The organism is Microbacterium sp. Leaf203 (genome assembly GCF_001421275.1).
Lineage (GTDB): Bacteria > Actinomycetota > Actinomycetes > Actinomycetales > Microbacteriaceae > Microbacterium > Microbacterium testaceum_A.
Window position 1 is genome coordinate 47,848 of sequence record NZ_LMKF01000025.1, and the last position, 23,619, is coordinate 71,466.

The 23,619-nt window shown below is 70.6% G+C and carries 17 protein-coding genes; 6 read left to right on the top strand and 11 right to left on the bottom strand.

The features are described from left to right. Positions 1–19: 19 nt before the first annotated feature. Complete coding sequence (locus tag ASE56_RS10120) at positions 20–1,591, top strand: dolichyl-phosphate-mannose--protein mannosyltransferase (RefSeq protein WP_082450403.1); 1,572 nt, start codon at positions 20–22, stop codon at positions 1,589–1,591. 106 nt (positions 1,592–1,697) lie between these two features. Continuing rightward, on the top strand, positions 1,698–2,459 hold the full coding sequence (locus ASE56_RS10125; RefSeq protein WP_056228721.1) for an AAA family ATPase: 762 nt from the start codon (positions 1,698–1,700) through the stop codon (positions 2,457–2,459). A gap of 6 nt (positions 2,460–2,465) precedes the next feature. Here the strand turns inward: ASE56_RS10125 and ASE56_RS10130 are convergent, their stop codons facing one another. Both ASE56_RS10130 and ASE56_RS10135 read right to left on the bottom strand, forming a co-directional pair. Further along, the gene (locus tag ASE56_RS10130; protein WP_056228725.1) at positions 2,466–4,283 is read right to left on the bottom strand and encodes a thioredoxin domain-containing protein; all 1,818 of its coding nucleotides are present in this window, start codon (positions 4,281–4,283) and stop codon (positions 2,466–2,468) included. Between the two features lie 19 nt (positions 4,284–4,302). Further along, positions 4,303–5,139 (bottom strand): aldo/keto reductase, encoded by an 837-nt coding sequence (locus ASE56_RS10135; protein ID WP_056228728.1) that lies wholly within the window; start codon positions 5,137–5,139, stop codon positions 4,303–4,305. A gap of 104 nt (positions 5,140–5,243) precedes the next feature. Here ASE56_RS10135 and ASE56_RS10140 point away from each other — a divergent pair, with 104 nt between their 5' ends. From ASE56_RS10140 to ASE56_RS10150, 3 genes are all read left to right on the top strand, one after another. Next, entirely contained in the window at positions 5,244–6,497 is a 1,254-nt protein-coding gene (locus ASE56_RS10140) for an LCP family protein (protein WP_056228731.1), read from the top strand. A gap of 64 nt (positions 6,498–6,561) precedes the next feature. After that, positions 6,562–7,713 (top strand): glycoside hydrolase family 3 N-terminal domain-containing protein, encoded by a 1,152-nt coding sequence (locus ASE56_RS10145; RefSeq protein ID WP_156371667.1) that lies wholly within the window; start codon positions 6,562–6,564, stop codon positions 7,711–7,713. Between the two features lie 158 nt (positions 7,714–7,871). After that, entirely contained in the window at positions 7,872–12,137 is a 4,266-nt protein-coding gene (locus tag ASE56_RS10150; RefSeq protein ID WP_056228734.1) for a DUF3418 domain-containing protein, read from the top strand. A 63-nt stretch (positions 12,138–12,200) separates the two neighbouring features. On the opposite strand, the gene ASE56_RS10155 is transcribed toward ASE56_RS10150, so the two are convergent. Further along, entirely contained in the window at positions 12,201–12,692 is a 492-nt protein-coding gene (locus ASE56_RS10155; protein WP_056228737.1) for a MarR family winged helix-turn-helix transcriptional regulator, read from the bottom strand. Between the two features lie 39 nt (positions 12,693–12,731). On the opposite strand from ASE56_RS10155, the gene ASE56_RS10160 reads away from it, so the two are divergent. Next, the gene (locus ASE56_RS10160; protein ID WP_056228740.1) at positions 12,732–13,619 is read left to right on the top strand and encodes a DMT family transporter; all 888 of its coding nucleotides are present in this window, start codon (positions 12,732–12,734) and stop codon (positions 13,617–13,619) included. A 15-nt stretch (positions 13,620–13,634) separates the two neighbouring features. On the opposite strand, the gene ASE56_RS10165 is transcribed toward ASE56_RS10160, so the two are convergent. The 8 genes from ASE56_RS10165 to ASE56_RS10200 form a co-directional block, all read right to left on the bottom strand. Next, a complete protein-coding gene (locus ASE56_RS10165) occupies positions 13,635–14,459 on the bottom strand; it encodes a hypothetical protein (protein WP_056228743.1) in 825 nt (274 codons plus the stop codon). Beyond that, complete coding sequence (locus ASE56_RS10170) at positions 14,456–15,121, bottom strand: response regulator transcription factor (RefSeq protein ID WP_056228746.1); 666 nt, start codon at positions 15,119–15,121, stop codon at positions 14,456–14,458. The genes ASE56_RS10165 and ASE56_RS10170 overlap by 4 nt, the downstream gene beginning before the upstream one ends. Next, complete coding sequence (locus ASE56_RS10175) at positions 15,109–16,437, bottom strand: histidine kinase (protein WP_081349880.1); 1,329 nt, start codon at positions 16,435–16,437, stop codon at positions 15,109–15,111. The genes ASE56_RS10170 and ASE56_RS10175 overlap by 13 nt, the downstream gene beginning before the upstream one ends. A 213-nt stretch (positions 16,438–16,650) precedes the next feature. Then, the gene (mmsB, locus tag ASE56_RS10180) at positions 16,651–17,916 is read right to left on the bottom strand and encodes a multiple monosaccharide ABC transporter permease (protein WP_235556977.1); all 1,266 of its coding nucleotides are present in this window, start codon (positions 17,914–17,916) and stop codon (positions 16,651–16,653) included. Further along, complete coding sequence (mmsA, locus tag ASE56_RS10185; protein ID WP_056229786.1) at positions 17,903–19,429, bottom strand: multiple monosaccharide ABC transporter ATP-binding protein; 1,527 nt, start codon at positions 19,427–19,429, stop codon at positions 17,903–17,905. The genes mmsB and mmsA overlap by 14 nt, the downstream gene beginning before the upstream one ends. A 160-nt stretch (positions 19,430–19,589) precedes the next feature. Beyond that, positions 19,590–20,693, bottom strand: a complete 1,104-nt coding sequence (gene chvE, locus ASE56_RS10190) for a multiple monosaccharide ABC transporter substrate-binding protein (RefSeq protein ID WP_081349887.1) — start codon at positions 20,691–20,693, stop codon at positions 19,590–19,592. Between the two features lie 329 nt (positions 20,694–21,022). Then, positions 21,023–22,048: a LacI family DNA-binding transcriptional regulator gene (locus ASE56_RS10195; RefSeq protein ID WP_056229790.1), complete on the bottom strand. Its 1,026-nt coding sequence runs from the start codon at positions 22,046–22,048 to the stop codon at positions 21,023–21,025. Positions 22,049–22,200: 152 nt separating this feature from the next. Further along, on the bottom strand, positions 22,201–23,523 hold the full coding sequence (locus ASE56_RS10200; protein ID WP_056228755.1) for a M20/M25/M40 family metallo-hydrolase: 1,323 nt from the start codon (positions 23,521–23,523) through the stop codon (positions 22,201–22,203). Between the last annotated feature and the right edge of the window lie 96 nt (positions 23,524–23,619).

Below are 23,619 nucleotides of genomic sequence, written 5' to 3' on the forward strand. Positions count from 1 at the left end.
CCACCTTAGGCTGGGGCCCGTGACCACCGCCGTCCCTCCGCTGCTCCCCGTCGTCGAGCAGACGCGCATCGACCGGTGGCGCGACGCCCTGCTCGCGAGCCCCCGCGGATCCCGCCTGTGGCGCTGGCTCGCTCCCCTGCTCGTCACCGTCGTCGCGGCGGTGCTGCGGCTGATCGACCTCGGCAACCCGCACCAGCTGGTGTTCGATGAGACCTACTACGTGAAGGACTCGTGGAGCCAGTGGGTGCTCGGTTACCCCTCCACCTGGCCCGACGGCGCCGACGCCAGCTTCGTCGCGGGTGACACCGACGTCTTCACCGGCATCGGCAGCTACGTCGTGCACCCCCCGCTCGGGCGCATCCTCATCGGCGCGGGCATGGCGCTGCTGGGCCCGGACTCCGCGACCGGTTGGCGCATCTCGGCCGCGGTCTTCGGCACCGCGACCGTGCTGCTGGTGTACCTGCTCGCGCACACGCTCACCCGCTCGATCCCGTTCGCGACCGTGGCATCCGGTCTGATCGCGATCGACGGCCTCGGCATCGTCCTGAGCCGCATCTCGCTGCTCGACATCTTCTTGACGTTCTTCGTCGTGCTGACTTTCTGGTTCGTCGCGCTCGACCACCGCCGCACCGCCGACCGCCTGCGGGCCGCGATCGCGGCCCTTCCGGGCGAACGGCACACCTGGGGCCCCGTGCTGTGGAACCGTCCGTGGTTGGTCGCCGCGGGAGCCGCCGCCGGAGCCGCCACCGCCGTGAAGTGGTCGGGGCTGTACGTGCTGGCCGCCGTCGGCCTGTACGCCGTGATCACCGACGCGCTCGCCCGTCGCCGCGCGGGGATCGATCAATGGCCGATGGATGCCGTCCGCCAGGGGCTCGCATCGTTCGTGCTGCTCGTACCGGTCGCGGTCGTCGTGTACGTGGCGAGCTGGTCGGGTTGGCTGTTCACCACCGGCGGGTGGATGCGCGGCACCCCGGTCGCCGCGACGGGTATCTGGGGGTGGATCCCCGAGCCGCTTCGACAGCTGTGGGCGTACCACCAGGAGATGTACAACTTCCACGTCGGACTCGTCACCCCGCACAGCTACGCGAGCCCCGCCTGGCAGTGGCCGCTGCTCATCCGCCCCACCTCGATGTACTGGCACCAGGACCAGACCGGGGTCAACGGGTGCGCCCTGCCGACGGGGTGCACCGAGGCCATCTCGAGCATCGCGAACCCGATCATCTGGTGGGCCGGGGTCGCGGCATCCCTCTACCTGCTCGTACGATTCGTCGTCGTCCGCGACGGGCGCTTCGCTCTCGTGCTGACCGGGCTCGCCGCCACCTACGTGCCGTGGCTGCTCTACCCCGAGCGCACGATCTTCCAGTTCTACACGGTGGCGATGCTGCCGTTCCTCGTGCTCGCCCTCGCCTTCGCGCTGCGCGATGTCGCCCGCGGGGTGAAGGACGCCTCGAGAGCGAGCGGGCAGGTCCTCGTGCTGGTGTTCCTGGGACTCTGCCTCGTCATCTCGGCGTTCTGGTACCCGGTGTGGGCGGGTCTTCCCGTCCCGTACGAGTTCTGGCGCCTGCACAACTGGCTGCCGACCTGGATCTGAGCCGGATGAGCGGGCGGCGGGAGCGGACGGGTGGAGTGCATCCGGCGCGCCGGGGGCTCGGCATCCGCCGCTCTGCTCGCCACCGACCGACCACCGGGTGGGGGCGATGACCCGCGGGGATGAGTGGCTGAACGATCCGCGGCCGGTGCAGCGGGTCAAGGCGTTCAGCGATGCCGCCGTGAACCCCGCCGCGTGGCCGGCCACCGTTCCCGCGGTCGCGCAGTTCCTCGAGGTGGCTAGCGGCGAGGGATGGGAGTTCGGGCCCGGCGTGACCTTCCTCGTCGGTGAGAACGGGTCGGGCAAGTCGACGCTCATCGAGGGCATCGCCGAGGCGGCCGGCCTGCCGGCCGAGGGCGGCTCGACCAACGGCGGCGGCGAGACTCGGCGAACCGAGAGTCCGCTCGGCGAGTGGCTGCGCATCGAGCGGAGCCCGCGCGCCCCGCGGTGGGGGTTCTTCCTGCGGGCCGAGACGATGCACGGCTACTACAGCTGGAGGGACGACCTGGACGGCCCGGCCCCGAGCCTGCACACGATGAGCCACGGCGAGTCCTTCAACGCCTTGCTCGACGAGACGCTCGACCACCCGCACTATGTCTCGGGCCTCGCCTGCCTCGACGAGCCCGAGGCGGCGCTGTCGTTCTCATCGACGCTGCGCTGGCTCGCCTCCCTCGACCGCATGCGCTCCCGCGGCACCCAGGTGATCTGCGCCACCCACTCCCCCGTGCTGGCCGCGTTGCCCGGGGCGACGATCCTCGAGCTGGGCGACTGGGGCATCCGCGAGAGCGCCTGGGAAGACCTGGAGCTGGTGCGGCTGCAGCGCGGGTTCCTCGAGTCGCCGGGGAGGTACCTGCGGCATCTGTTGGAGTGACCGCCCTCAGCCCAGCCGCCCCGCATCCGTCGTCGGCAGCGCGCAGGCGAAGGCGCGGCAGTCGTACGCCGTCGCCTCGCCGCCGAGTGCGACCTTGCCCTCGAACAGCGTGAACCCGGCCTCGGCGAAGGCGAGAGCCTGCGCGGGCGACACCACCGCCACGACATCGGCCGCGACGCGGCGCGCGGCCTCCGCGATCTCGGCATCCGTCTCGCCCACCACGACAAGCTGGCGCGGGGCCGACGCCAGGCCGAGGGCGACCTCGAGGATCGCTCCGTGCGCCAGCGGCGACGCCAGCGCGGCATCGGCGGCGGCGCGCACGAGCGTCTCGGCCGCGGTGCGGTACGACTCCCCCGCCCCGAGGCGCCAGAGGTCGAGAGCGGCCGCGGCGAACACCGACGGGCCCGAGGGCGAGGCGCCGTCGGTGGGCACGGCGTGCGACTGCATGCCCTGAGCGACGAGCACGGGGTCGCCGCCGCCCGGAGGATGGATGCCGTCTGCGCCGAGGCACAGATCGACCAACGCCCGGGCCCGCGACGCGTAGGCGACCTCGCCGGTCGCGCGAGCGAGCGCCAGGAGGCCTCGAGCAAGACCGCCGTAGTCCTCCAGCGTCGCCGGGGCTGCGGAGCGGACCTCGTCGAGCGAAGCCCGTCGGAGGGTTCCGTCGTCGGCGACGTTGCTCTCGAGCACGGCGTCGGCGGCCCACCGGGCCGCCTCGAGGAAGCGCGGGTCGGTGCGGGTTCCGGCGGCGGCGAGAGCGGCGATCGCGTGTCCGTTCCAGCCGGTGACGACCTTCGCGTCGAGCGCCGGAGGCTGCAGCCCCGAGCGATCGGAGGCGCGGTAGTACCCGCCCTCGGTGCGGACCCCGTCGATCACCGACTCGGAGTCCTGGGCTGCGGCGATTCCGCCCGAGGGCAGCTGCAGCACGTCGACGAGGAACCGCGCGGCATCGGTGGCGACGGCGTCGTCGCCCGCGGCGAGCGCCACCTCGACGAGACCCGCGTTGTCGGTGAGCATGCGCTCGTAGTGCGGCACACTCCAGTCGCGGCGGGTGGCGTAGCGGAAGAAGCCCCCCTCGACCAGGTCGTGCAGGTCGGAGCGGGCCATGGCGGAGAGGGCGCGGGATGCCACGTCAGCGGCATCCCGAGCATCCGCCGTCAGAGCCGGGTGCTGCAGGAAGCGCAGAACGGGAGTGTTCGGGAACTTCGGGGTCTCGAACGCGGGCCCGGCGGCGAAGCCGGAGTACTCGCGGTCCTCGCGGGCCACGACGGTCCGCGCCGCGGCGGCGAGTTGCTCGAGGGAGGGAGGAGCGTCTGCCGCTGCGGTGGCGGCGGCGGCCAGAGCCTCGCGGAGGGAGGAGCCCGTGGCATCCACTTCGTTCCGGCGTTCGGTCCACGCCTCGCGGACCGCGGCGAGCACCTGACGGAACGAGGGCTGGGGAGGGCGCGGGGCCGGCGGGAAGTAGGTGCCGGCGTAGAAAACGCGCCCCTCGGGCGAGGCGAAGACCGTCAGGGGCCACCCGAGGTGCGGGGTGAAGGCGGATGCCGCGTCGAGATAGGCGGCGTCGACGTCGGGATGCTCCTCGCGATCGACTTTGATCGACACGAAGCCGGCGTTGAGTTCGGCAGCGGTCTCGGGGTCTTGGAACGACTCGCGCGCCATCACATGACACCAGTGACAGGTGCTGTACCCGATCGAGACCATCACGGGGACGTCTCTCTCGGCCGCGAGCGCGAACGCCTCGGCCCCCCAGGGGAACCACGCGACGGGATTGTCGGCGTGGGCCCGCAAGTAGGGGCTCGAGGCGTTCGCGAGGCGGTTCATGCGCGCGGGTGCGCCGACCTCAGTTGAGGTCGTCGGGGTGCGTGCCCACGCGGCCCGAGCCGTCGCCCGGGTCGACCGCGTCGATCGCGGCCATCTCGTCGGCGGTGAGCTCGAAGTCGAACAGGTCGAAGTTCTCCTCGAGGCGCTCGCGGCGCACCGACTTGGGGAACACGATGAACCCGTGCTGGATGTGCCAGCGCAGCACGGCCTGAGCGGGGCTCTTGCCGTGGGCTTCGGCGGCATCCTTCACCGCGGGGAGCTCGAAAAGGTCGTACTTGCCCTGGCCGAGCGGACCCCACGACTCGATGTGCATGTCGTGCTCGGCGCCCCAGGCCGCGATCTCGCGCTGGCTGAGGGCGGGGTGCAGCTCGATCTGGTCGACCACGGGGGTCACACCGGTCTCGGCGACGATGCGGTCGAGGTGCGGCACGAGAAAGTTCGAGACGCCGATCGAGCGGGCCTTGCCGGCCTCGCGGATCTCGATCATCTTCTGCCACGCGTGGACGTAGTTGTCGTTCTTCGGCGTCGGCCAGTGGATGAGGTACAGATCGACGGCGTCGAGCTGGAGCTTCTGCAGGCTCTCGTCGATCGCGGCGAGCGGCTCGTCGCCGTCGTGGCGGTCGTTCCAGAGCTTGGTGGTGATGAAGAGCTCGTCACGAGGGATGCCGCTGGCCGCGATCGCGCGGCCGACACCCTCTTCGTTCTTGTAGATCGCGGCGGTGTCGATGTGGCGGTAGCCCACCTCGAGGGCCTCGGACACGGCACGCTCGGCGTCGTCGGCGGGCACGAGGAACACGCCGTAGCCGAGCTGGGGGATGGAGTTTCCGTCGTTGAGCTGAACTGAAGGAACGGTCATGAGAAGAGCCTAGGAGCGGTGTCTCGAAGGGTTCTCGGGGTTGACGCGCGGGTCGAGTCCTTTATCCCCCGCCTTCTCGCACGCCGGCGTGGTTGACTACCGAAATGACGCCGCAGCCTCCCACCCGGCACGCTCGACGCGACCCCTCCTCGGCCTGGCGTCGGGGAGCGAAGCTCGTCGCCATCGCCGTGACCGTCGTGCTCGTCGCGGCCGTGGCGGTCGGAGGGTTCTACGCGTTCTCGCTGTCGCAGCGTCTGCAAGACGCCGCCGTTCCCCTCAAGGACGCCCCGGCCGAACCGCCCGCGCTGAGCGCCTACAACGAACCCTTCTCGGTGCTCGTCGTCGGTACCGACGAGTGCGACGACCAGGTGAAGGCGGCTTTCGGCGCGCGCTGCTCCGACCCGGGCAACGAGGGCACCCGCAACGACGTCAACATGCTCGTGCACGTCTCGACGAACCCCCGTCGCGTCACCGTCGTCTCGTTCCCCCGCGATCTGCAGATCGGCATCCCGGAATGCACGGGAGCCGACGGCTCGACCTCGTCGGCGTCGTACAAGGCCCCGATCAACTCCGCGTACGAAGCCGGCGGACTGACCTGCGTCGCAGACACGGTCTCGGAGCTGAGCGGACAGAGCATCCCGTTCGCCGCGAAGGTGAGCTTCGGAAACGTCGTCAACATCACCGACGCCATCGGCGGCGTGGAGGTCTGCATCGGCGGCGACGGCATCGACGACCCCGACGCGGGGATCGACTGGGAGCCGGGCCCGCGCGTCGTCAAGGGCTACGATGCCCTGGCGTTCCTGCGCACACGCAAGGGCATCGGCGACGGCAGCGACCTCGCCCGCATCGGAAACCAGCAGCAGTACCTCTCGCGGCTGATCAACAAGCTGCGCAGCGACGAGGTGCTCTCGAACCCCGGCACCCTCATCGGGCTCGCCAACACCGCGGTGAACAACATCGAACCGAGCGAGAGCCTCGCCGACCCGATCCGCATCGCTCAGCTGGCCTACACCCTCAAGGACGTGCCGTTCAGCGACATCACGTTCGTGCAGTTCCCGGTGGTCGACGACCCCGCGGACAACAACCACGTGATCCCCGACCAGGCGTCGGCCGCAACCCTGTGGGAGGCGCTCGACACCAACGCCCCTCTGCAACTGACCGGCGAAGAGGGAGCCAACGGCGGAGTCATCACCGACCCCTCGGCCCCGACCCCCGCGCCGAGCGAGCCCGCCCCCGAGGCGAGCACCCCCGCACCGGATGCCACGGACTCCAGCGCCGCGCCGGGCGTCGTCGAACTGCCGAGCAACGTCAGCGGAACGAAGGCAAACCAGGCCACCTGCTCCGCCGGCAACGGGTGATCGCCGCGCGCGGATCAGCGTCAAGACCCGGGGACCGTCCAGAGTCATCGGCGACGATCGAGGGGTGAAAACCGCCACGCGCTCGACGACCCTCCTCCTGCTCGCGGCCCTGACCCTCACCGCGTGCGCCCCGGCCGCGGCGCCCGCGCCGACGGCATCCCCCTCTCCGTCCCCGACGCCGACGCCCACCGCGACCCCGGATCCCCTCGCGGGGATGAGCCTGCAGGACAAGGTCGGCCAGATGTTCATGGTCGGCACGTCGGTGGAGGGCGCCAACCCCACGACCCTCGCCGCCGTGCGCGACGATCACGTGGGCGGGATCTTCCTGCACGGAAGGTCGGATGCCGGCACCCAGGCCGCCGCAGACCTGATCGGGCAGTTCACCTCCACCGTCGGCGCGGCCGCTCCGCAGCTGTGGGTCGCCACCGACCAGGAGGGCGGCACCGTCCAGGTGCTGAAGGGTCCGGGCTTCGACCGCATCCCCTCGGCCGTCGAGCAGGCCGCCCAGACCGACGCGGCCCTGCGTTCCTCCGCCGCGACCTGGAGCACGCAACTCGCGCAATCGGGGGTGAACATGAACCTCGCTCCGGTCGCCGACATCGTCACGAGCCCGGAGTTCGCGGCATCCAATCCTCCGATCGGCGCGCTCGCGCGCGAGTACGGCTACGACGAGACCACTGTCGCCACCAAGGTCGGCGCGTTCGCCGCCGGCATGCGCGACGGCGGCGTGATGCCCACGCTCAAGCACTTCCCGGGCCTGGGGCACGTCGACGAGAACACCGACACCCGCACGGGCGTCACCGACGACACGGTCACCGCCGACGGCGCAGACGTGGGCGTGTACGCGAGCGTCCTGCCCCAAGGGGACGCGATCGTCATGATGTCGACCGCGATCTACGCCCGGATCGACCCGAGCGCGCCCGCCGCGTTCTCACCCGCGGTGGTGGACGTGCTGCGCGACCGCGTCGGGTTCGACGGCGTGATCACCGTCGACGACCTGTCGGCGGCGCGCCAGGTGCAGCCCTGGTCTCCGGCCGATCGCGCCACCCTCGCCGTGGACGCCGGGGTCGACCTGCTGCTGGTCTCGGCCGACCCCTCGGTGTACCCCGACATGCACCAGGCGGTGCTGTCGCGCGCCGAGAGCGACCCCGCGTTCGCCGCGAAGGTGGATGCCGCGGCCCGGCGGATCGTCGAGCAGAAGGCGTCGATGCCGTAGGCGCTCCCCCCGTGAGCGGTCGCTTTATGTCGCCCAGGCACGGGCCAGGCGACAGGAAGTGGCCCCTCGCGCGAGTCGCCAGGAAATGTCGCTTCGAGCAGCCCCAAGCGACGGAAATTGGCGACTCACGCGATGGGTGGGCGATACGCTGGAAGGCTGTGTCTGTCGAACCCGTCATCGTCTACCCGCCCGAGCTGCCCGTCAGCGCCGCGCGGGACGAGATCGCGCGCGCGATCCGCGACCACCAGGTCGTGATCGTCGCCGGGGCCACCGGCTCGGGCAAGACCACGCAGCTGCCCAAGATCTGCCTCGAACTGGGCCGCACCTCGATCGCTCACACGCAGCCGCGCCGCATCGCCGCGCGCACGATCGCCGAGCGCATCGCCGACGAGATGCAGGTTCCCCTCGGCTCGACCGTCGGCTACAAGGTGCGCTTCACCGACAAGGTGTCGGCCGACACGCGCGTGGCGCTGGTCACCGACGGCATCCTGCTCAACGAGATCCACCGCGACCGACTGCTGCGCCGCTACGACACGATCATCGTCGACGAGGCGCACGAGCGCTCGCTCAACATCGACTTCCTGCTCGGCTACCTGCGCCGCATCCTGCCGAAGCGCCCCGACCTCAAGGTCATCGTCACCTCGGCGACCATCGACCCCGAGAGCTTCGCGCGGCATTTCGCGGCGGCTCCGACCGAGCCGGGCGGCGAGCCGACCCCGGCGCCGGTCATCGAGGTGTCGGGCCGGACGTATCCGGTCGAGATCCGGTATCGGCCGGTGGACGGCGCGGATGAGGTTTCCGACGACGCCGACGACGAGACCCCGGATGCCGGGACCCCGGCGCCGCAGCCGAAGAAGCCCCGCAGCCCGGCCCGACCGGCCGCCAAGCCGGGGCGCTCCGACGACGACGGGGACGAGGTCGGAGCCGTCGTCGCGGCCCTCCGCGAGCTCGATCGCGAGGCCCCGGGCGACGTGCTCGTCTTCTTCCCCGGAGAGGCCGAGATCCGCGATGCAGCGGATGCCATCCGCGGGGCGTACCAGAAGGACACCTCCCCCACCGAGGTCCTGCCCCTGTACGGGCGCCTGTCCGCGGCTGAACAGCACCGCGTGTTCGAGCGCTCGAGCGTCGCGGGCGTGCGTCGCCGCGTCATCCTCGCCACGAACGTCGCCGAGACGAGTCTCACCGTCCCCGGCATCCGGTACGTCGTCGACACCGGAACCGCCCGCATCTCGCGCTACAGCAACCGGTCGAAGATCCAGCGCCTGCCGATCGAGGCCGTGTCGCAGGCGTCGGCGCAGCAGCGCTCGGGGCGAGCGGGGCGCACCTCGCCCGGTATCGCGATCCGGCTCTACTCCGAAGACGACTTCACGCGTCGCCCCGAGTACACCGAGCCCGAGATCCTGCGCACCTCGCTGGCATCCGTCATCCTCCAGATGCTGTCGCTCGGCTTCGGCGACATCCAGGCCTTCCCGTTCCTCACCCCGCCCGACTCGCGGGGCGTGAAGGCCGCGTTCGACCTGCTCGTCGAGCTCGGCGCGGTGAAGCTGCCCGCCCCCGGCAGGCGCGGTGCCGACACCTCACGCGAGCGCGACGTCCGCGGCGACGGCGACCCGTCCCGGCACCGCGGCGGACGGGGTCCGCGCGAGGACGGCCCCCGCCTCACCGAGATCGGCCGCGAGATCGCGCGCCTGCCGATCGACCCGCGCTTCGCCCGCATGCTCATCGAGGCGCGCCGGAACGACGTGCAGCCCGAGGTGCTCGCGATCGTGTCGGGCATGTCGATCCAGGACGTGCGCGAACGGCCCGAGGAGCGCCGCGAAGAGGCGGACCGCTTCCACGCGCGGTTCACCGATCCCACCAGCGACTTCCTCTCTCTGCTGAACCTGTGGGACTACCTGCAGGAGAAGCAGGCCGAGCTGGGCTCGAGCGCGTTCCGGCGACTGTGCCGCAGCGAGCACCTCAACTACGTGCGCGTGCGCGAGTGGATGGACGTGCACCGGCAGCTCCGATCGCTCGGCGGCGAGCGCGGGTCGGGCGAGGGCGGCGCGCGTGGGTCGGGCGACGGCGGCGCGCGGGACTCCGGCGACGGAGGCCGTCGCGGCGGGCGCTCGAGAAACCATGTCCCACTTTCGGCTGGTTCAGACCCCTCCAGGCCGCACAATTCGGGACATGCAGCGCGAAAATCGGGACATGGTTCGACAGCCGCCGACCGGAACGCCGCCCCCGAGGGGCACGCCGCCGGCGACGCGATCCACCGCGCGATCCTCTCCGGGTTGCTGTCGCACCTCGGCATCCTGGATCCCCGAACCATGGCGCAGGCCAAAGACCGCAAGGCGCCGGGTGATGCCCGCCCCACCAAGGGCGAGTACATCGGCGCGCGCGGGGCGCGGTTCGCGATCTTCCCGGGCTCGGGGCTGAAGAAGAAGCGCCCCTCGGCCGTCATGGCCGCCGAGCTCGTCGAGACCTCGCGCCTGTTCGCCCGCACGGTCGCCGCCGTCGACCCGGCGTGGGCGGAGGATCTCGCCCCCGACCTGGTCAAGCGCTCGCTGAGCGAGCCGCACTGGTCGAAGGATGCCGGCTCCGCCGCCGCCTACGAGAAGGTCACCCTCTTCGGGGTCGAGCTCGTCGGGCGTCGCCGGGTGCAGCTCGCGCGCTTCGACCGGCCGCTCGCGCGCGAGATGTTCGTGCGCCACGCGCTGGTCGAGGGCGAGTGGGACCCGTCGGTGCTCGACAAGCGCCTCACCGCGTTCCTCCGCCGCAACCAGGAGCAGCGCCGCCTGCTCGAGAAGATCGAGGAGCGCGAGCGTCGCCGCGACATCCTCATCGGTGACGAAGCCGTGTTCGCGTTCTACAACTCCCGCATCCCGGCCGACGTCACTGACGTGCGCTCGTTCGAGACGTGGTGGAAAGACGCTTCGAACCGCACCCCGCACCTGCTCGACCTGCGCGAGTCCGACCTCACCGGCGACCGCGCCCAGGGCGACGACCGGGCCTTCCCCGCGCGCTGGCGCCAGGGCGATCAGACGCTCAACCTCGCGTACCGCTTCGAGCCGGGAGCCCCCGATGACGGCGTGACGGTGGTCGTGCCGCTGCCCCTGCTCGCGCAGCTGCGGCCCGACGGGTTCGACTGGCAGGTCCCCGGCATGCGCGACGAGCTGGTCACCGCTCTGCTGCGCGCGCTGCCGAAGACGATCCGCCGCAACGTCGTGCCCGCCGCCGACTGGGCGGAGAAATTCTCGGCCGAACTCGCCGAGAAGGGCCCCGAGCACGCGAACGGCCTGCCGAAGACGACGCTCGTCGACGCCCTCGCCGCCCTCGTGCAGCGCGTGGCGAACCAGCGGGTGAGCGCCGCCGACTTCGAGCTCGAGCGGGTTCCCGGCCACCTCACGCCGTCGTTCCGCGCCGTGGATGCCCGCGGCCGCGCGATCGGCAGCGACCGCGACCTGGCGACCCTGCAGCGCCGTCTCGCCGACAAGGCCCGGTCCAGCGTCGAGTCGACGATCGCCCGCCCGGCGCAGAGAGCCGCGAAAGTCGCCGAGGCCTCCCCCGCTTTCGCGTCGCGCTCGAAGCTGACGACCTGGGATCTCGACGAACTCACCGAAGTCGTCGACACCCCCGTCGCCGGTGGCGTCGTGCGCGGCTACCCCGCCCTGGTCGATGAGGGCGACAGCGTGGCCCTGCGCGTGGAGGCGACCCCCGAAGACGCGGCGCGGCACACGCGAGCCGGCATCCGGCGTCTCCTGCTGCTGGCCGTCCCCTCCCCCGCGACCTACGTGCTCGACCACCTCACCGCGAACGAGAAGCTCGCGCTGGCTGCCTCGCCGTACCAGAACGCCAAGGCGCTCATCGAGGATGCGCGCGTGGCCCTCGCCGACGACGTCCTGCTGCGCGAGGCGCCGAGCGGCGTCGTGCGCACGAAGGCGGATTTCGAACGCGTGCGCGACGCCTTCTCCACAACATCCGTCGACCGCACCTTCCAGACGGTGTCGCTCGCGGCGAGGATCCTGCTCGCGCAACGGGAGGTCGACCGCGCGATGAAGGACGCCTCGTCGATCACGCTGCTGGGCGCGCTGAACGACGTGCGCGGGCAGGTGAAGGGCCTGATCTTCCCGGGATTCCTTTCGCGTACGGGCCTCGCGCGCCTGCAGCACCTCCCGCGCTATCTCGCCGGAGCGCTGGAGCGGGTGAAGACGCTGTCCGACAACCCCGGTCGCGATCGCCAGCGCATGACCGAGTACGAGCGCGCGGCCACGGGCTTCGTCGAGGCTGGGGGCGCGGTTCCGCTTCCCGCCGATGCGACGGCGAACCTCGTGCAGACGCGCTGGCTGCTCGAAGAGCTGCGCGTCAGCCTGTTCGCTCAGCGCCTCGGCACGGCAGAGCCCGTGTCGCCGCAGCGTATCGCCAAGGCGCTCAAGAGCGCCTGATCCGCCGTCTTCTGTCGCTTCCGGGGCCGGGAGGCGACAGAATCCGTCGAGGCGCACGAGGGGTCAGACGCCGAGCGCCCGTCCCCACTCTCGCAGCAGCGCCTCGAGCGTGCGCCGCTGATCGGCGTCGAGCCCGGACAACAGCCGCTCCTCATTGGTCAGGTGGGCGACGACGGCCTCGTCGATGACCCGGCGGCCTTTCGCGGTGAGCGAGATCACGCGTCCGCGCCCGTCGTCGTCGCTGGCGCTCCGGGACACGAGACCGGATGCCACGAGCCGGTCGACGCGTTTCGTCACCGCGCCCGTGGTCACCATCGTGTGACGCGCCAGCTCACCCGGCGTGCGCGCGAACGGCTCGCCGCCGCGGCGGAGGGTCGCGAGGATGTCGAACTCCCCCTCGCCCAGGCCGAACCGGCGGAAGACCTCGAGCAACTCCGCGTCGAGGTGAGCGGCGATGCGGCTCAGCCGACCGATGACCTGCATGGGTGAGGCGTCGACGTCGGGGCGTTCGGCGGCCCAGTGCTGGACGATCTCGTCGACGTGGTCGGCATCCATTTCCCCATTCTATCTTCCACGGAAGCTAGACTGTCTTCCATGGAAGATAAGTGGCGTCTCGTCGCGATCACCGCCGTCGCTCCCGTGGCCTGGGGCGCGACCTACGCGGTGACCCGACACCTGCTGCCCGCCGACGCTCCGCTGTGGGGAGCCGCACTGCGGGCCCTCCCCGCCGGCCTGTTGCTCTGGGCGCTCGCACGCCGTCGTCCGCGCGGCGATTGGTGGTGGAAGGCGCCCGTTCTCGGTCTGCTGAACTTCGGCGCCTTCTTCGTGCTCGTCTACATCGCGGCGCAATTGCTGCCGTCCTCGATCGCCGCGTCGATCATGGCGCTGGCCCCCCTGGCTCTCGCGGGGCTCGCCTGGCCCCTGCTCTCGCAACGGCCCACGGCGCGATGGGCCGTCGGCGCGCTCCTGGGTCTCGTCGGCGTGCTGTCGGTGGTGGGGCTCGGCACCGGAACGATCCCGGTCGCGGGGGTCGTGGCATCCGTGATCGCACTGCTGGCGTCGTCGCTGGGAGCGATCCTCACCACCCGTTGGAGGGACGAGACGCCCCTGCTCGCGACCACCTCGTGGCAGCTGACCGCCGGGGGTGTCGCCCTGGTCGCGGTGGCGGCGATGGTCGAGGGCCGACCACCCCGAGTGGATGCCGCGGGCCTGCTGGCCTACGTCGGCATCGCGGTCATCGCGACGGCACTGGCGTTCGTGTGCTGGTTCACCGGACTGCGTCACCTGCCCGCGGGCACCGTGGGGCTCATCGGATTGCTGAACCCCGTGACCGGGGTACTGCTCGGGGTGGCGGTGGGCGGCGAGTCGCTCGCTGTGCCGCAGGTGGGGGGCATCGTGCTGGTGCTCGCGGCGATCGCCGTCACGAGCGGCGCGAGGGGTCGGAATCTGTCACCCGAACGGTCCGTCGGCGACAGATCATGACCCCTCGCGCGGTCGTCACGACCGCAGCGACACCTGCCCCAGAGACGCTTCGACGTCCACGACCGCCGTCGCCGACGACGAGGTGCGCAGGCGGTTGTCGATCCGACCGAGACCGCTGTCGGTGGTGACGTTGTACTCCTCGTCGGGCAGGGTGATGTCGGCGGAGCCGGCGGTGACCGTGATCCTGGTGCGCGCGGGGGCGTCTCCCGCCAGCGTCGAGGCGAGGCTGCCGCCGGCGACCTCGAAGGTCGCGTCCCCCACCCCCGTGAGGGTCCCCGACGCCGACCCGCCCGAGACCGACACGTCGAGGGTGCGGACGTCTCCGGCGAGATCCACGTCACCTCCGGCGAGTTGCACGTTCAACGACCCGAAGTCGGCGTCGACCGACAGGGCGCCGCCGGCGACCTGGATCCGCGCGTCGAGGTTCGTCGTGGCGGAGGCCCGGGGCAGCACCAGGGTGGCGGATCCGGCGCCGTTCGACCAGCCGACGAAGTTCGTCTGCGGAGAGCTCACCCGCAGGGTGCTGCCCTTCCGTTCGAACGTCCACCCGTCCGCCCCGCTCCCGACGTCGAGCTGCGCCTCCGAGACGTCGCCGTACGCGATGGTGAGCGAACCGCCCGCCACATCGACGTCGAGATCGGTGAGTCCGTCGGTCGAGGTCTCACTCATCGCGTACCCCGACCCGCTGTCGCGCAGCGTCGCGGCCGCGGTCACGCCCGTCCCGATGACCGTGCCCGCGAGCACGCATGCCCCGACGACGATCGTGGCGAGCGAGACGAAGAAGGGAACCCCGTGACGAGAGGGCGCGGTCGGCGGCGTGAGAGGGGTCGGCGAGGTCATGAGGTGGCTCCGGTGTGGTCGTGGCCCAGGTGCACGAGGGCGGCGATGACGCGGCGGTTGCCGGTCTCGTCCTGCTCGAGTCCGAGCTTGGTGAAGATGGCGGTGATGTACTTCTCGACGCTGGCCTCTGAGACGAACAGCGCCTGGGCGATCGCCTGATTCGAGCGCCCCTCGGCGATCAGCGAGAGCACGGAGCGTTCGCGCTCGGTGAGGCTCTGCAGCCGCTCGTCGCGGCGGCGCCGCGCCAGCAGCTGGCCGACGACCTCGGGGTCGAGCACGGTCGCTCCCCCGGCGATGCGGGCCACCGTGTCGAGGAAGTCGCGCACGTCGGCGACCCGGTCCTTGAGCAGGTACCCGAGCGAGCCCTGCCCGTCGGCGATCAGGTCGCTCGCGTACTGCTCCTCGACGTACTGCGACAGGACGAGGACCGAGAGACCGGGATGCCGGGACCTCAGCGCGATCGCAGCACGGATGCCCTCGTCGGTCCAGGTCGGCGGCAGACGTACGTCGAGGATGCACAGGTCGGGGGTGGTCTCCGTGAGCGCGGCCTCGAGGCCCTCGGCATCGGGCAGCGCCGCGACCACCTCGTGGCCGTCGTCCGCGAGCAGGCGCACGAGCCCCTCGCGCAGCAGGACCGAGTCCTCGCAGATCAGGATGCGCACGGGACGCTCACCTCCACCGTGGTCGGCCCGCCCTGCGGGCTGTCGATGCGGGCGGTGCCGCCGGCCGCGGTGACCCGGTTGACGATGCCGTCGAGGCCGCCACCGGGCACGATCCGCGCCCCGCCGAGGCCGTCGTCCTCGACCCGGGCCCACAGGGTCCCGTCATCGCGCAGTCGAACGTGGACACGGCATCCGGTCGCCCGGGAGTGCTTCGCCGCGTTCGTCAGCGCCTCGGCGATCACGAAGTACACCGCCGCCTCGGCCGGACGCGAGCACCGCCGCGGCACTCGCACATCGAGTGTCACCGGGATGTGAGATCGTGACGCGAGCGCCGAGAGGGCGGCATCGAGTCCCCGATCGTCCAGGACCGAGGCATGGATGCCGCGAGCCAGCTGCCGCAGCTCGGTGATGGCCGATTTGGTCGAGGCGTGCGCCTCGGCGACGAGGGCCTTCGCGGCCTCGGGATCGTCGTCGATCTTGGTCTGCGCCAGGCCCAGCGTCATGCCGATCGAGACGAGCCGCGGCTGGACTCCGTCGTGCAGGTCGCGCTCGATACGGGTGCGTTCGACCTCGGCCGCCCGGACGGCCCCGGCGCGGCGCGTGTCGGAGGTGCGGGCCTGCTCTTCGAGCTGCGCCTCGCGGGAGGGGACGAGGATCGCGCGCGAGATGACCCCGTGGAGCACCGCTAGGCCCACGATCGCCGCGAGCGAGGCGACGAAGACGAGCAGACCCACGAGGGGAGCTGCCACTCCCTGCAGGGGCACGAAACCGAGCAGACGCGGGTGGGACCACCCGAAGATCGGGCTGATCATCAGACCCAGCCCCCACGAGGTGAGCCCGGCGACGCCGAGCGTGGCGAGACCCAGGATCGTCGCGATGGTGAACGATGCCACCGCCCGCCACTGACCCGGATCGATGGCCTGCAACCAGATGGTGTGCGCGACGCCGGTGAACCCGGTGCGCGGGCTGTGGCGGGGACGCAGGGGCGGCAGACCCAGGCGGTAGAGGCCGTCGAGACGGGCGCGTTCGAACCATGCGATCGCGAAGAGCGCGTAGACGAGGGCGACCAGGGCGATCACCCCGATGAAGAGGGCGGCGAGCAGCCCCACGCCGGCGCCGAAGAGCCCGAACAGGGTTCCCAGGATGCCGGGGCCGATGACGCCGAGCGCGGCGAGATGCACCACCGCACCGGCGATGCGACCGGGCGAGGCGATGCGCACCCGCGGCGCGAGGGGCTGGTCCACCCTCGGAACGGGAGCGCCGGCGACGGGCGCGGGCGTCGGCGGAGGAGGCGGAAGAACGGATGCCGTGGTCATGGGTTCCACGCTAGAGGTGGGCCCCGCGCCGGCGCCGCCCGGTCAGCCCCCGCGCGCTTTCGGGTTATCCCGAAAGATCCGCGTGAAGGGTCGGTTCCGGTCGCCGAGGGCGACCCTCGGCGACACGAAACGACCCCTCGCGCGGGCAGCGGCCGCGCACGAACGAACGCCCCGCCGCACGAGGCGACGGGGCGTTCGACGAAAGAGCGTGGATCAACCGCGCGTGCGGTTCTTGTTCCACACGTCGAAGGCCACGGCCAGCAGGAGCACGAGGCCCTTGATGAACTGCTGCACGTCGGTCGAGATGCCCATCAGCGACATGCCGTTGTTGAGCACACCCATGACCAGACCACCGGCGATCGCGCCGACCACGCGGCCGACACCACCCTGGACGGCCGCTCCACCGATGAACGAGGCGGCGATCGCGTCGAGCTCGAAGAGGTTACCGGCACCCGGGCCGGCCGAGTTCAGGCGACCCGTGAAGACGATGCCGGCGAGAGCCGCGAGGACACCCATGTTCACGAAGAGCATGAAGTCCACGCGACGGGTGTTGATACCCGAGAGCTTCGCGGCGGTGCGGTTGCCGCCGAGGGCGTAGATGTGGCGGCCGAAGACGCTGCGGCTCATGACCGTCGAGTAGCCGATGATGAGCAGCGCCAGGACGACGAGCACGATGGGCGTGCCCCGCGATCCGGGAGCCACACCGAGCAGGTAGGTGAGGTAGGCGATCAGCGCGCCGCCACCGATGACCTTGACCAGGAACGCCACCTGCGGCTCGTTCTGCAGCTCGAGCGCGGCGCGCTTCGCGCGCTGGCGAACCTGCGACACGACGAAGAGGACGAGGGTCAGGGCGCCGAGGGCGACCGTGATCCACTCGGCGGGCGAGGTCGCCGCCGGGAACAGGTCGGGGAACAGGTATCCGCCACCGAGCGCGCGGTACTCGGTCGGGAACGGCGTGATCTGCGTGTTGCCCAGGGTCATCTGCGTCAGACCGCGGAAGAGGAGCATGCCCGCGAGGGTCACGATGAACGCGGGGATGCCGATGTAGGCGACCCAGAAGCCCTGCCACATGCCGACCACGGCACCGAGGAGCAGCGAGAGGGCGATGCCGAGCCACCAGGGCAGGCCCCACTGCACGATGAGCACACCCGAGACGGCACCGACGAAGGCGGCGACCGATCCGACCGACAGGTCGATGTGGCCGGCGATGATGATCATCACCATGCCGATCGCGAGGATCAGGATGTAGCTGTTCTGGACGATGATGTTCGACACGTTGCCCGCGGTGAGCAGACGCCCGCCGGTCAACGCCTGGAAGAGCAGCACGATCACGATCAACGCGATGAAGATGCCGATCTCGCGCAGGCGCGACGTGAAGAACTGCACGATGCCGCCGGCACCGCTGCCGGCGGCGCCGCCGACGGGGCCCTTCGGCGTGGCGGGACCCTGTGGGGTCACGGTGTTGTCAAGCGCTGACATGGTCGGCTTCCTTTTCCTTCGTCATGAGCACCATGAGTGCCTCGGGAGTGGCCTCTTCGATGGGCAGCTGGCCGGTGATGTGGCCTTCGCTGAGGGTGTAGATGCGGTCGCAGATGCCGAGGAGCTCGGGCAGCTCCGAAGAGATGACCAGCACCCCCTTCCCCTGCGCCGCGAGGGAGTTGATGATCGTGTAGATCTCGTACTTGGCGCCGACGTCGATGCCGCGGGTCGGCTCGTCGAGGATGAGCACCTCCGGGTCGGAGTACAGCCACTGCGACAGCACGACCTTCTGCTGGTTGCCGCCCGAGAGCTTGCCGACGACGACATCGACGCTGGGCGCCTTGATGTTCATCGACTTGCGGTAGCGGTTGGCGACCAGGTACTCCTCGTCGCCGTCGACCCAACCGCCCTTGACGAGCTTGCGCATCCCGGCGAGCGAGATGTTGCGCTTGATCGTGTCGATCAGGTTGAGACCGGCGCCCTTGCGGTCCTCGGTCACGTAGGCGAGACCGCTACGGATCGCGGCGGGCACCGTCGAGGTGTCGGCCTTCTGACCGCGGATGTAGACGTTGCCCGAGATCTTCGAGCCGAAGCTCTTGCCGAACACGCTCATCGCGAGCTCGGTGCGTCCGGCGCCCATCAGGCCGGCGATGCCGACGACCTCGCCCGCGCGCACGTTCAGGTTGGCCTGGTGGATGACGGTGCGGTTCGCGTCGGTGGGGTGGCTGACGTTCCAATCCTCGATGCGCAGGACCTCGTCGCCGATCTCGACGTCGCGGTCGGGGTAGCGGTTCTCGAGCTCGCGGCCCACCATTCCGCGGATGATGCGGTCTTCGCTGGTGCCGCCCGTGGCCACATCGAGCGTCTCGATCGTGCGACCGTCACGGATGATCGTGACCTCGTCGGCGATCGCGCGGATCTCGTTGAGCTTGTGGCTGATGATGATGCACGTGATGTTCTGGCCGCGCAGGTGGCGGATCAGATCCAGCAGGTGCTCGGAGTCGTCGTCGTTGAGCGCCGCGGTCGGCTCATCGAGGATGAGGAGCTTGACGTCCTTCGACAGCGCCTTGGCGATCTCGACGAGCTGCTGCTTGCCGACGCCGATCTCGTTGACGGGAACGTCGGGGCTGTCGCCCAGGCCCACGCGGGCGAGGAGCTTGGCCGCTTCGCGGTTCGTGGCATCCCAGTCGATGAGACCGCGGTGCGTGATCTCGTTGCCGAGGAAGATGTTCTCGGCGATCGAGAGGTAGGGGCTCAGGGCGAGCTCCTGGTGGATGATGACGATGCCGGCCGCTTCGCTGTCGCGGATGTCCTTGAACTCGACGGTGTTGCCGTCGAAGACGATCTCGCCGCGGTAGTCGCCCGCGGGATACACACCGCTGAGCACCTTCATGAGGGTGGACTTGCCGGCGCCGTTCTCGCCGCAGATGGCGTGAACCGTCCCGCGCTCGACGGTCAGTGACACGTCGGCGAGCGCGATGACGCCGGGGAACTCCTTGGTGATCGAGCGCATCTCGAGGATGGTGCTCACGAGGTCCTCCTTGCAGAACCGGCGCGTGGCCGGTCGGAATGTGGGGCGGGCGCGGGATGCCGCGGACCCGCAGGAGCCTCCGCCGCGACCCGGGGGGCCGCGGCGGAGGCGGGGCGGAGGGACGGGGAGCCCCTCCGGGGGATTACTTCAGGTCGGCCTCGGTGTAGTAACCGCTGTCGATGAGGACTTCCTTGTAGTTGTCCTTGGTGACGATCGTCGACTGCAGGAGGTACGAGGGAACGACCTTCTTGCCGTTGTCGTAGGTCTTCTCGTCGTTGACCTCGGGCTTCTCGCCCTTGCGGATGTCGTCGACCATGGTCACGGCCTGCTTGGCGAGCTCGCGCGTGTCCTTGAAGATCGTCGAGTACTGCTCGCCCGCGATGATCGACTTGATCGAGCCGGCCTCGGCGTCCTGACCCGTGATGACGGGGAGGTCGCTAGCCGAGTAGCCACCCGAGGTGAGGGCCGAGATGATGCCGATCGACAGACCGTCGTAGGGCGAGAGCACACCGTTGAGCTTGGTGCCGCCGATGACGGTGAGGATGTTCTCCATGCGCTTCTGCGCCGTCTCGGGCAGCCAGCGGAGGATGGCCGCCTGGCCGAACTCGGTCTGGCCGGAGGGAACCTTCAGCACACCCTTGTCCATGTAGGGCTTGAGGGTGTCCATCGCGCCGTTCCAGAAGAACGTGGCGTTGTTGTCGTCGGGGCTACCGGCGAACAGCTCGACGTTGAAGGGGCCGGCGGCGCCGGTCTCCTTGCCCGAGGCGTCGAGGACGCCGAGGCCGGTCAGGAGCGAGGTGGCCTGCTGGACGCCGACCTTGTAGTTGTCGAACGTCGTGTAGTAGTCGACGTTCTCGGTGCCGTTGATGAGGCGGTCGTACGCGATGACGGGGATGTTCGCGTCCTTGGCCTGCTGCAGCACGTCGGTGAGCGTGGTGCCGTCGATCGAGGCGACGATCAGGGCCTTGGCGCCCGTGGTGATCATGTTCTCGATCTGCGAGACCTGGGTGGGGATGTCGTCGTTCGCGTACTGCAGGTCGACCTGGTAGCCGAGCTCTTCGAGCTGCGACTTGACGTTGTTGCCGTCGGCGATCCATCGCTCCGACTGCTGGGTCGGCATGGCCACACCGATGGTGCCGCCGGCCTCCTGCGAGTCTCCGCTGCCGGCGCCGGTACGGTCACCGGCGCAACCGGCGAGACCGATGCCAAGCGCGAGGACGCCCGCTCCCGCGATCGCCTTGAGCATGCTGTGCTTCTTCACTCTGGTTCCCTCCATTGGGTGTTTGTCGCGGCGCTCCCCCTGGAGCACACCGCGGGCAGTGCTGACGGCGCAGGTCGGGCGCACGGTCTCGGGGGCGAAACGAAAGGCCCTCGGCGAGGCGGTCAACCCGCGTCGTTCGAAACGTCTTCGTCTCGACGGATCCGCTCCGCAGCGAGTCCCGTCGGCCGTGTGACCCGGTCATGTGACCGTTCACATTGTGTGAGCGATGCTACCTCCAAGCACGGCACGACTGTCAAGTCCCGACGCGCTCGAACTCCAGCCGTTGCCGAAACGTGACGTGAGCGCGTCGCGGATCAGGACCGCGGCGGGGCCGTCGATGACCTCACGATGAGGCGGAGGTGGTCGGGTTCGGCCACTCGTGCGTCGTCGCCGCTCTCGCCGAGCGATGCCAGCAGGTCGGTGACGGCACGCGTGCCGATACCCACGAAGTCCTGTCGGACGGTGGTCAGCGGCGGCCAGAGGTGGGCGGATTCGGGCACGTCGTCGAAGCCGACCACCGAGAGGTCCTCCGGTACCGAGCGACCTATGGCCCGGACGGCATGCATGAAGCCGAGCGCCATGTGGTCGTTGCCCGCGAAGACCGCGGTGGCATCCTCCGTCCGCAGCAGCTCGAGGCCCGCCTCGAATCCGAACTGCGCCGTCCAGTCGCCCAGGATGGGGGGACGCGGCGAGAGGTCGTTGGCATCCATCTCGGCGAGATACCCGCGCATGCGGTGATCGGCCTCGACCCAGTCGCGCGGACCCGCGATGTGAAGGATCCGCGAATGCCCGAGCTCGATGAGGTGGCGGACGGCCGCTCGCGCCCCGGCGCTCTGGTCGTTGCGGGTCGTCGAGGTGCCGGTCGAGGTGACGATCTGCACCGGAACGGGCAGCTTGAGCTCGTCGAGGATCGGCACCACCCGCGTCTGCGGTGCGACGGCGATGAGTCCCTCGATGGACTGCTGCATGAGGTGGTCGATCGAGGAGCGCACGTCGTCGGGGGCGCTGGTGGCGAGGTTCGTGAGGGTGAGGCGGTACCCGGCGGACCGCGCCGCCGACTCGATCGCCTGCACCATCGCCGAGGTGCCGTGGGTCGTCGCTCGCGGTCCCAGCACACCGATCAGGCGCGAGCGGCTCGTGGCGAGGGCGCGCGCGGCCTGATTGGGGACGAACTTCAACTCGGCGATCGCCGAGCGCACCTTGGCCGCGGTCTCGGGGCGGAGCTGAGTGCTGTTGTTGATCACCCGCGAGACGGTTTGGTACGACACTCCCGCGAGCCGGGCGACGTCGCGGATGCTCGGGGCACGCCCCGTGGCCTCCGGGGTATCGGTGTCGCTCATCATCCGCCTCATTGCGGGTCGCGCGCTGTTGCGTGACCGGTCACACGAGAATAACCGACGCCAGCAGAATCGCCCGCCGCGGAAGAAGAATCGCCCCTTCGGCGCGGAACGGCGGCCTCGCGGTCCTCCGCACTCGGTGGTCTCGGCCCGCGTCAGCCCTCGATCAGCGCGCGATAGAACCGGATGCCACGCAGCCACACCTCGACGCGGATGCGCTCGTCGGGAGCGTGCAACGCGTCGCGTTCGGACCTCGTGAGGTGGAACGGCGCGAACCGATACACCGCGTCGGTGAGACCCGTGTAGAAGCGGCTGTCGCTGGCCCCGAGTTGGAGATACGGCAGGGGGACGGTGTCCGCGCCGAGGGTGTCTGTGACGGCGCGGGACAGCCGCCTCCACGCCTCCCCCTGCCAGGGCGAGACCGGCGAGGGGTCGTCGCCGTGGCGCAGCTCGATGTCGACGAGCGGGTCGGCGACCGCTCGGCGCAGGTGGATCGAGACATCGGCGAGCGTGTCGCCGGTGAGCAGGCGCACGTTCACGCTCGCGCGCGCCGAGGTGGCGAGCACGTTCTCGCCCGCCGAGCCCTCGAGACGCGTGACGACGGCCGTGGTCCGAACGAGCGCATTGGTCTCGGGACCGAGGAGCGACAGGGCCGCGGTCACGGCCGGAGCGGACACGGACGTGCGGCGGAAAAGCGTCGCCAGGGGCTCCCCGGCGTGCGATGCGGCCGTGGCGAGCATGGCCCGGACGGGCGGGACAAGTCGTCGGGGGAACGGGCGACGGCGAAGGCGATCGATCGCGCGGGCCAATCGGGCCGTCGCCGGCATGCGCGGCGGGGTCGAGGCATGCCCGCCGGCCTCTCGGGTCACGAGGTCGAAGGTGGCGACGCCGCGCTCGGCGACACCGATCATCGCCGTGGGCGCAGCCACCCCCGGGACGGCGCCCTCGACGACCGCTCCCCCCTCGTCGAGCACCAGAGCGGGACGGATGCCGCGCGCAGCCAGCAGCGCCGCCATCGCTCGGGCGCCGGTGCCGCGCGTCTCTTCGTCGTGCCCGAAGGCGAGCCACACGTCGGTTCGCGGCGTGATCCCCTCGGCCAGTGCCCCCTCGACCGCCTCGAGGATCGCGACGAGCGCCCCCTTGTCGTCGATCGCGCCGCGCGCATGGATCGTCGCTTCCGCTTCCTCACCGACGAGGTCGGCGGCGAAAGGCGGGTGCCCCCACTCCTGCCCGTCCACGGGCACCACGTCCTGGTGGGCGAGGAGCACCAGGGGCTCGACGGGGCTCTCCCCCGCCCAGCGGTAGAGCAGCGACCGTCCCTCGACCACCTCTCGCTCGAGACGCGCGTGGACGAGCGGATAGAGCCGTTCGAGAGCCGCGTGGAAGTCTTCGAAGGCCGAATCGTCGACCTCCGCCGGGTCGACACGCGACACCGTCGGGATGGACAGGAGCTCGCGGAAGCGCTCGACGGCCGTCATGCGACGAGCCTAGGACGATGCCGGCATCATGAGACACGGGATGCCGGCATCCGGGGCCCTTCGAGACTCGCGCGACGCCGATGTCGGCGGGCGCCG

Coding starts and splice junctions, on each gene's coding strand:
- ASE56_RS10200 (WP_056228755.1), bottom strand. CDS start 23,523: ATGACGGCCGTCGAGCGCTTCCGCGAGCTCCTGTCCATCCCGACGGTG.
- mmsA (WP_056229786.1), bottom strand. CDS start 19,429: ATGCGCTCGATCACCAAGGAGTTCCCCGGCGTCATCGCGCTCGCCGAC.
- ASE56_RS10125 (WP_056228721.1), top strand. CDS start 1,698: ATGACCCGCGGGGATGAGTGGCTGAACGATCCGCGGCCGGTGCAGCGG.
- ASE56_RS10175 (WP_081349880.1), bottom strand. CDS start 16,437: ATGACCACGGCATCCGTTCTTCCGCCTCCTCCGCCGACGCCCGCGCCC.
- chvE (WP_081349887.1), bottom strand. CDS start 20,693: ATGCTCAAGGCGATCGCGGGAGCGGGCGTCCTCGCGCTTGGCATCGGT.
- ASE56_RS10140 (WP_056228731.1), top strand. CDS start 5,244: ATGACGCCGCAGCCTCCCACCCGGCACGCTCGACGCGACCCCTCCTCG.
- mmsB (WP_235556977.1), bottom strand. CDS start 17,916: ATGTCAGCGCTTGACAACACCGTGACCCCACAGGGTCCCGCCACGCCG.
- ASE56_RS10130 (WP_056228725.1), bottom strand. CDS start 4,283: ATGAACCGCCTCGCGAACGCCTCGAGCCCCTACTTGCGGGCCCACGCC.
- ASE56_RS10195 (WP_056229790.1), bottom strand. CDS start 22,048: ATGAGCGACACCGATACCCCGGAGGCCACGGGGCGTGCCCCGAGCATC.
- ASE56_RS10155 (WP_056228737.1), bottom strand. CDS start 12,692: ATGGATGCCGACCACGTCGACGAGATCGTCCAGCACTGGGCCGCCGAA.
- ASE56_RS10165 (WP_056228743.1), bottom strand. CDS start 14,459: ATGACCTCGCCGACCCCTCTCACGCCGCCGACCGCGCCCTCTCGTCAC.
- ASE56_RS10135 (WP_056228728.1), bottom strand. CDS start 5,139: ATGACCGTTCCTTCAGTTCAGCTCAACGACGGAAACTCCATCCCCCAG.
- ASE56_RS10160 (WP_056228740.1), top strand. CDS start 12,732: ATGGAAGATAAGTGGCGTCTCGTCGCGATCACCGCCGTCGCTCCCGTG.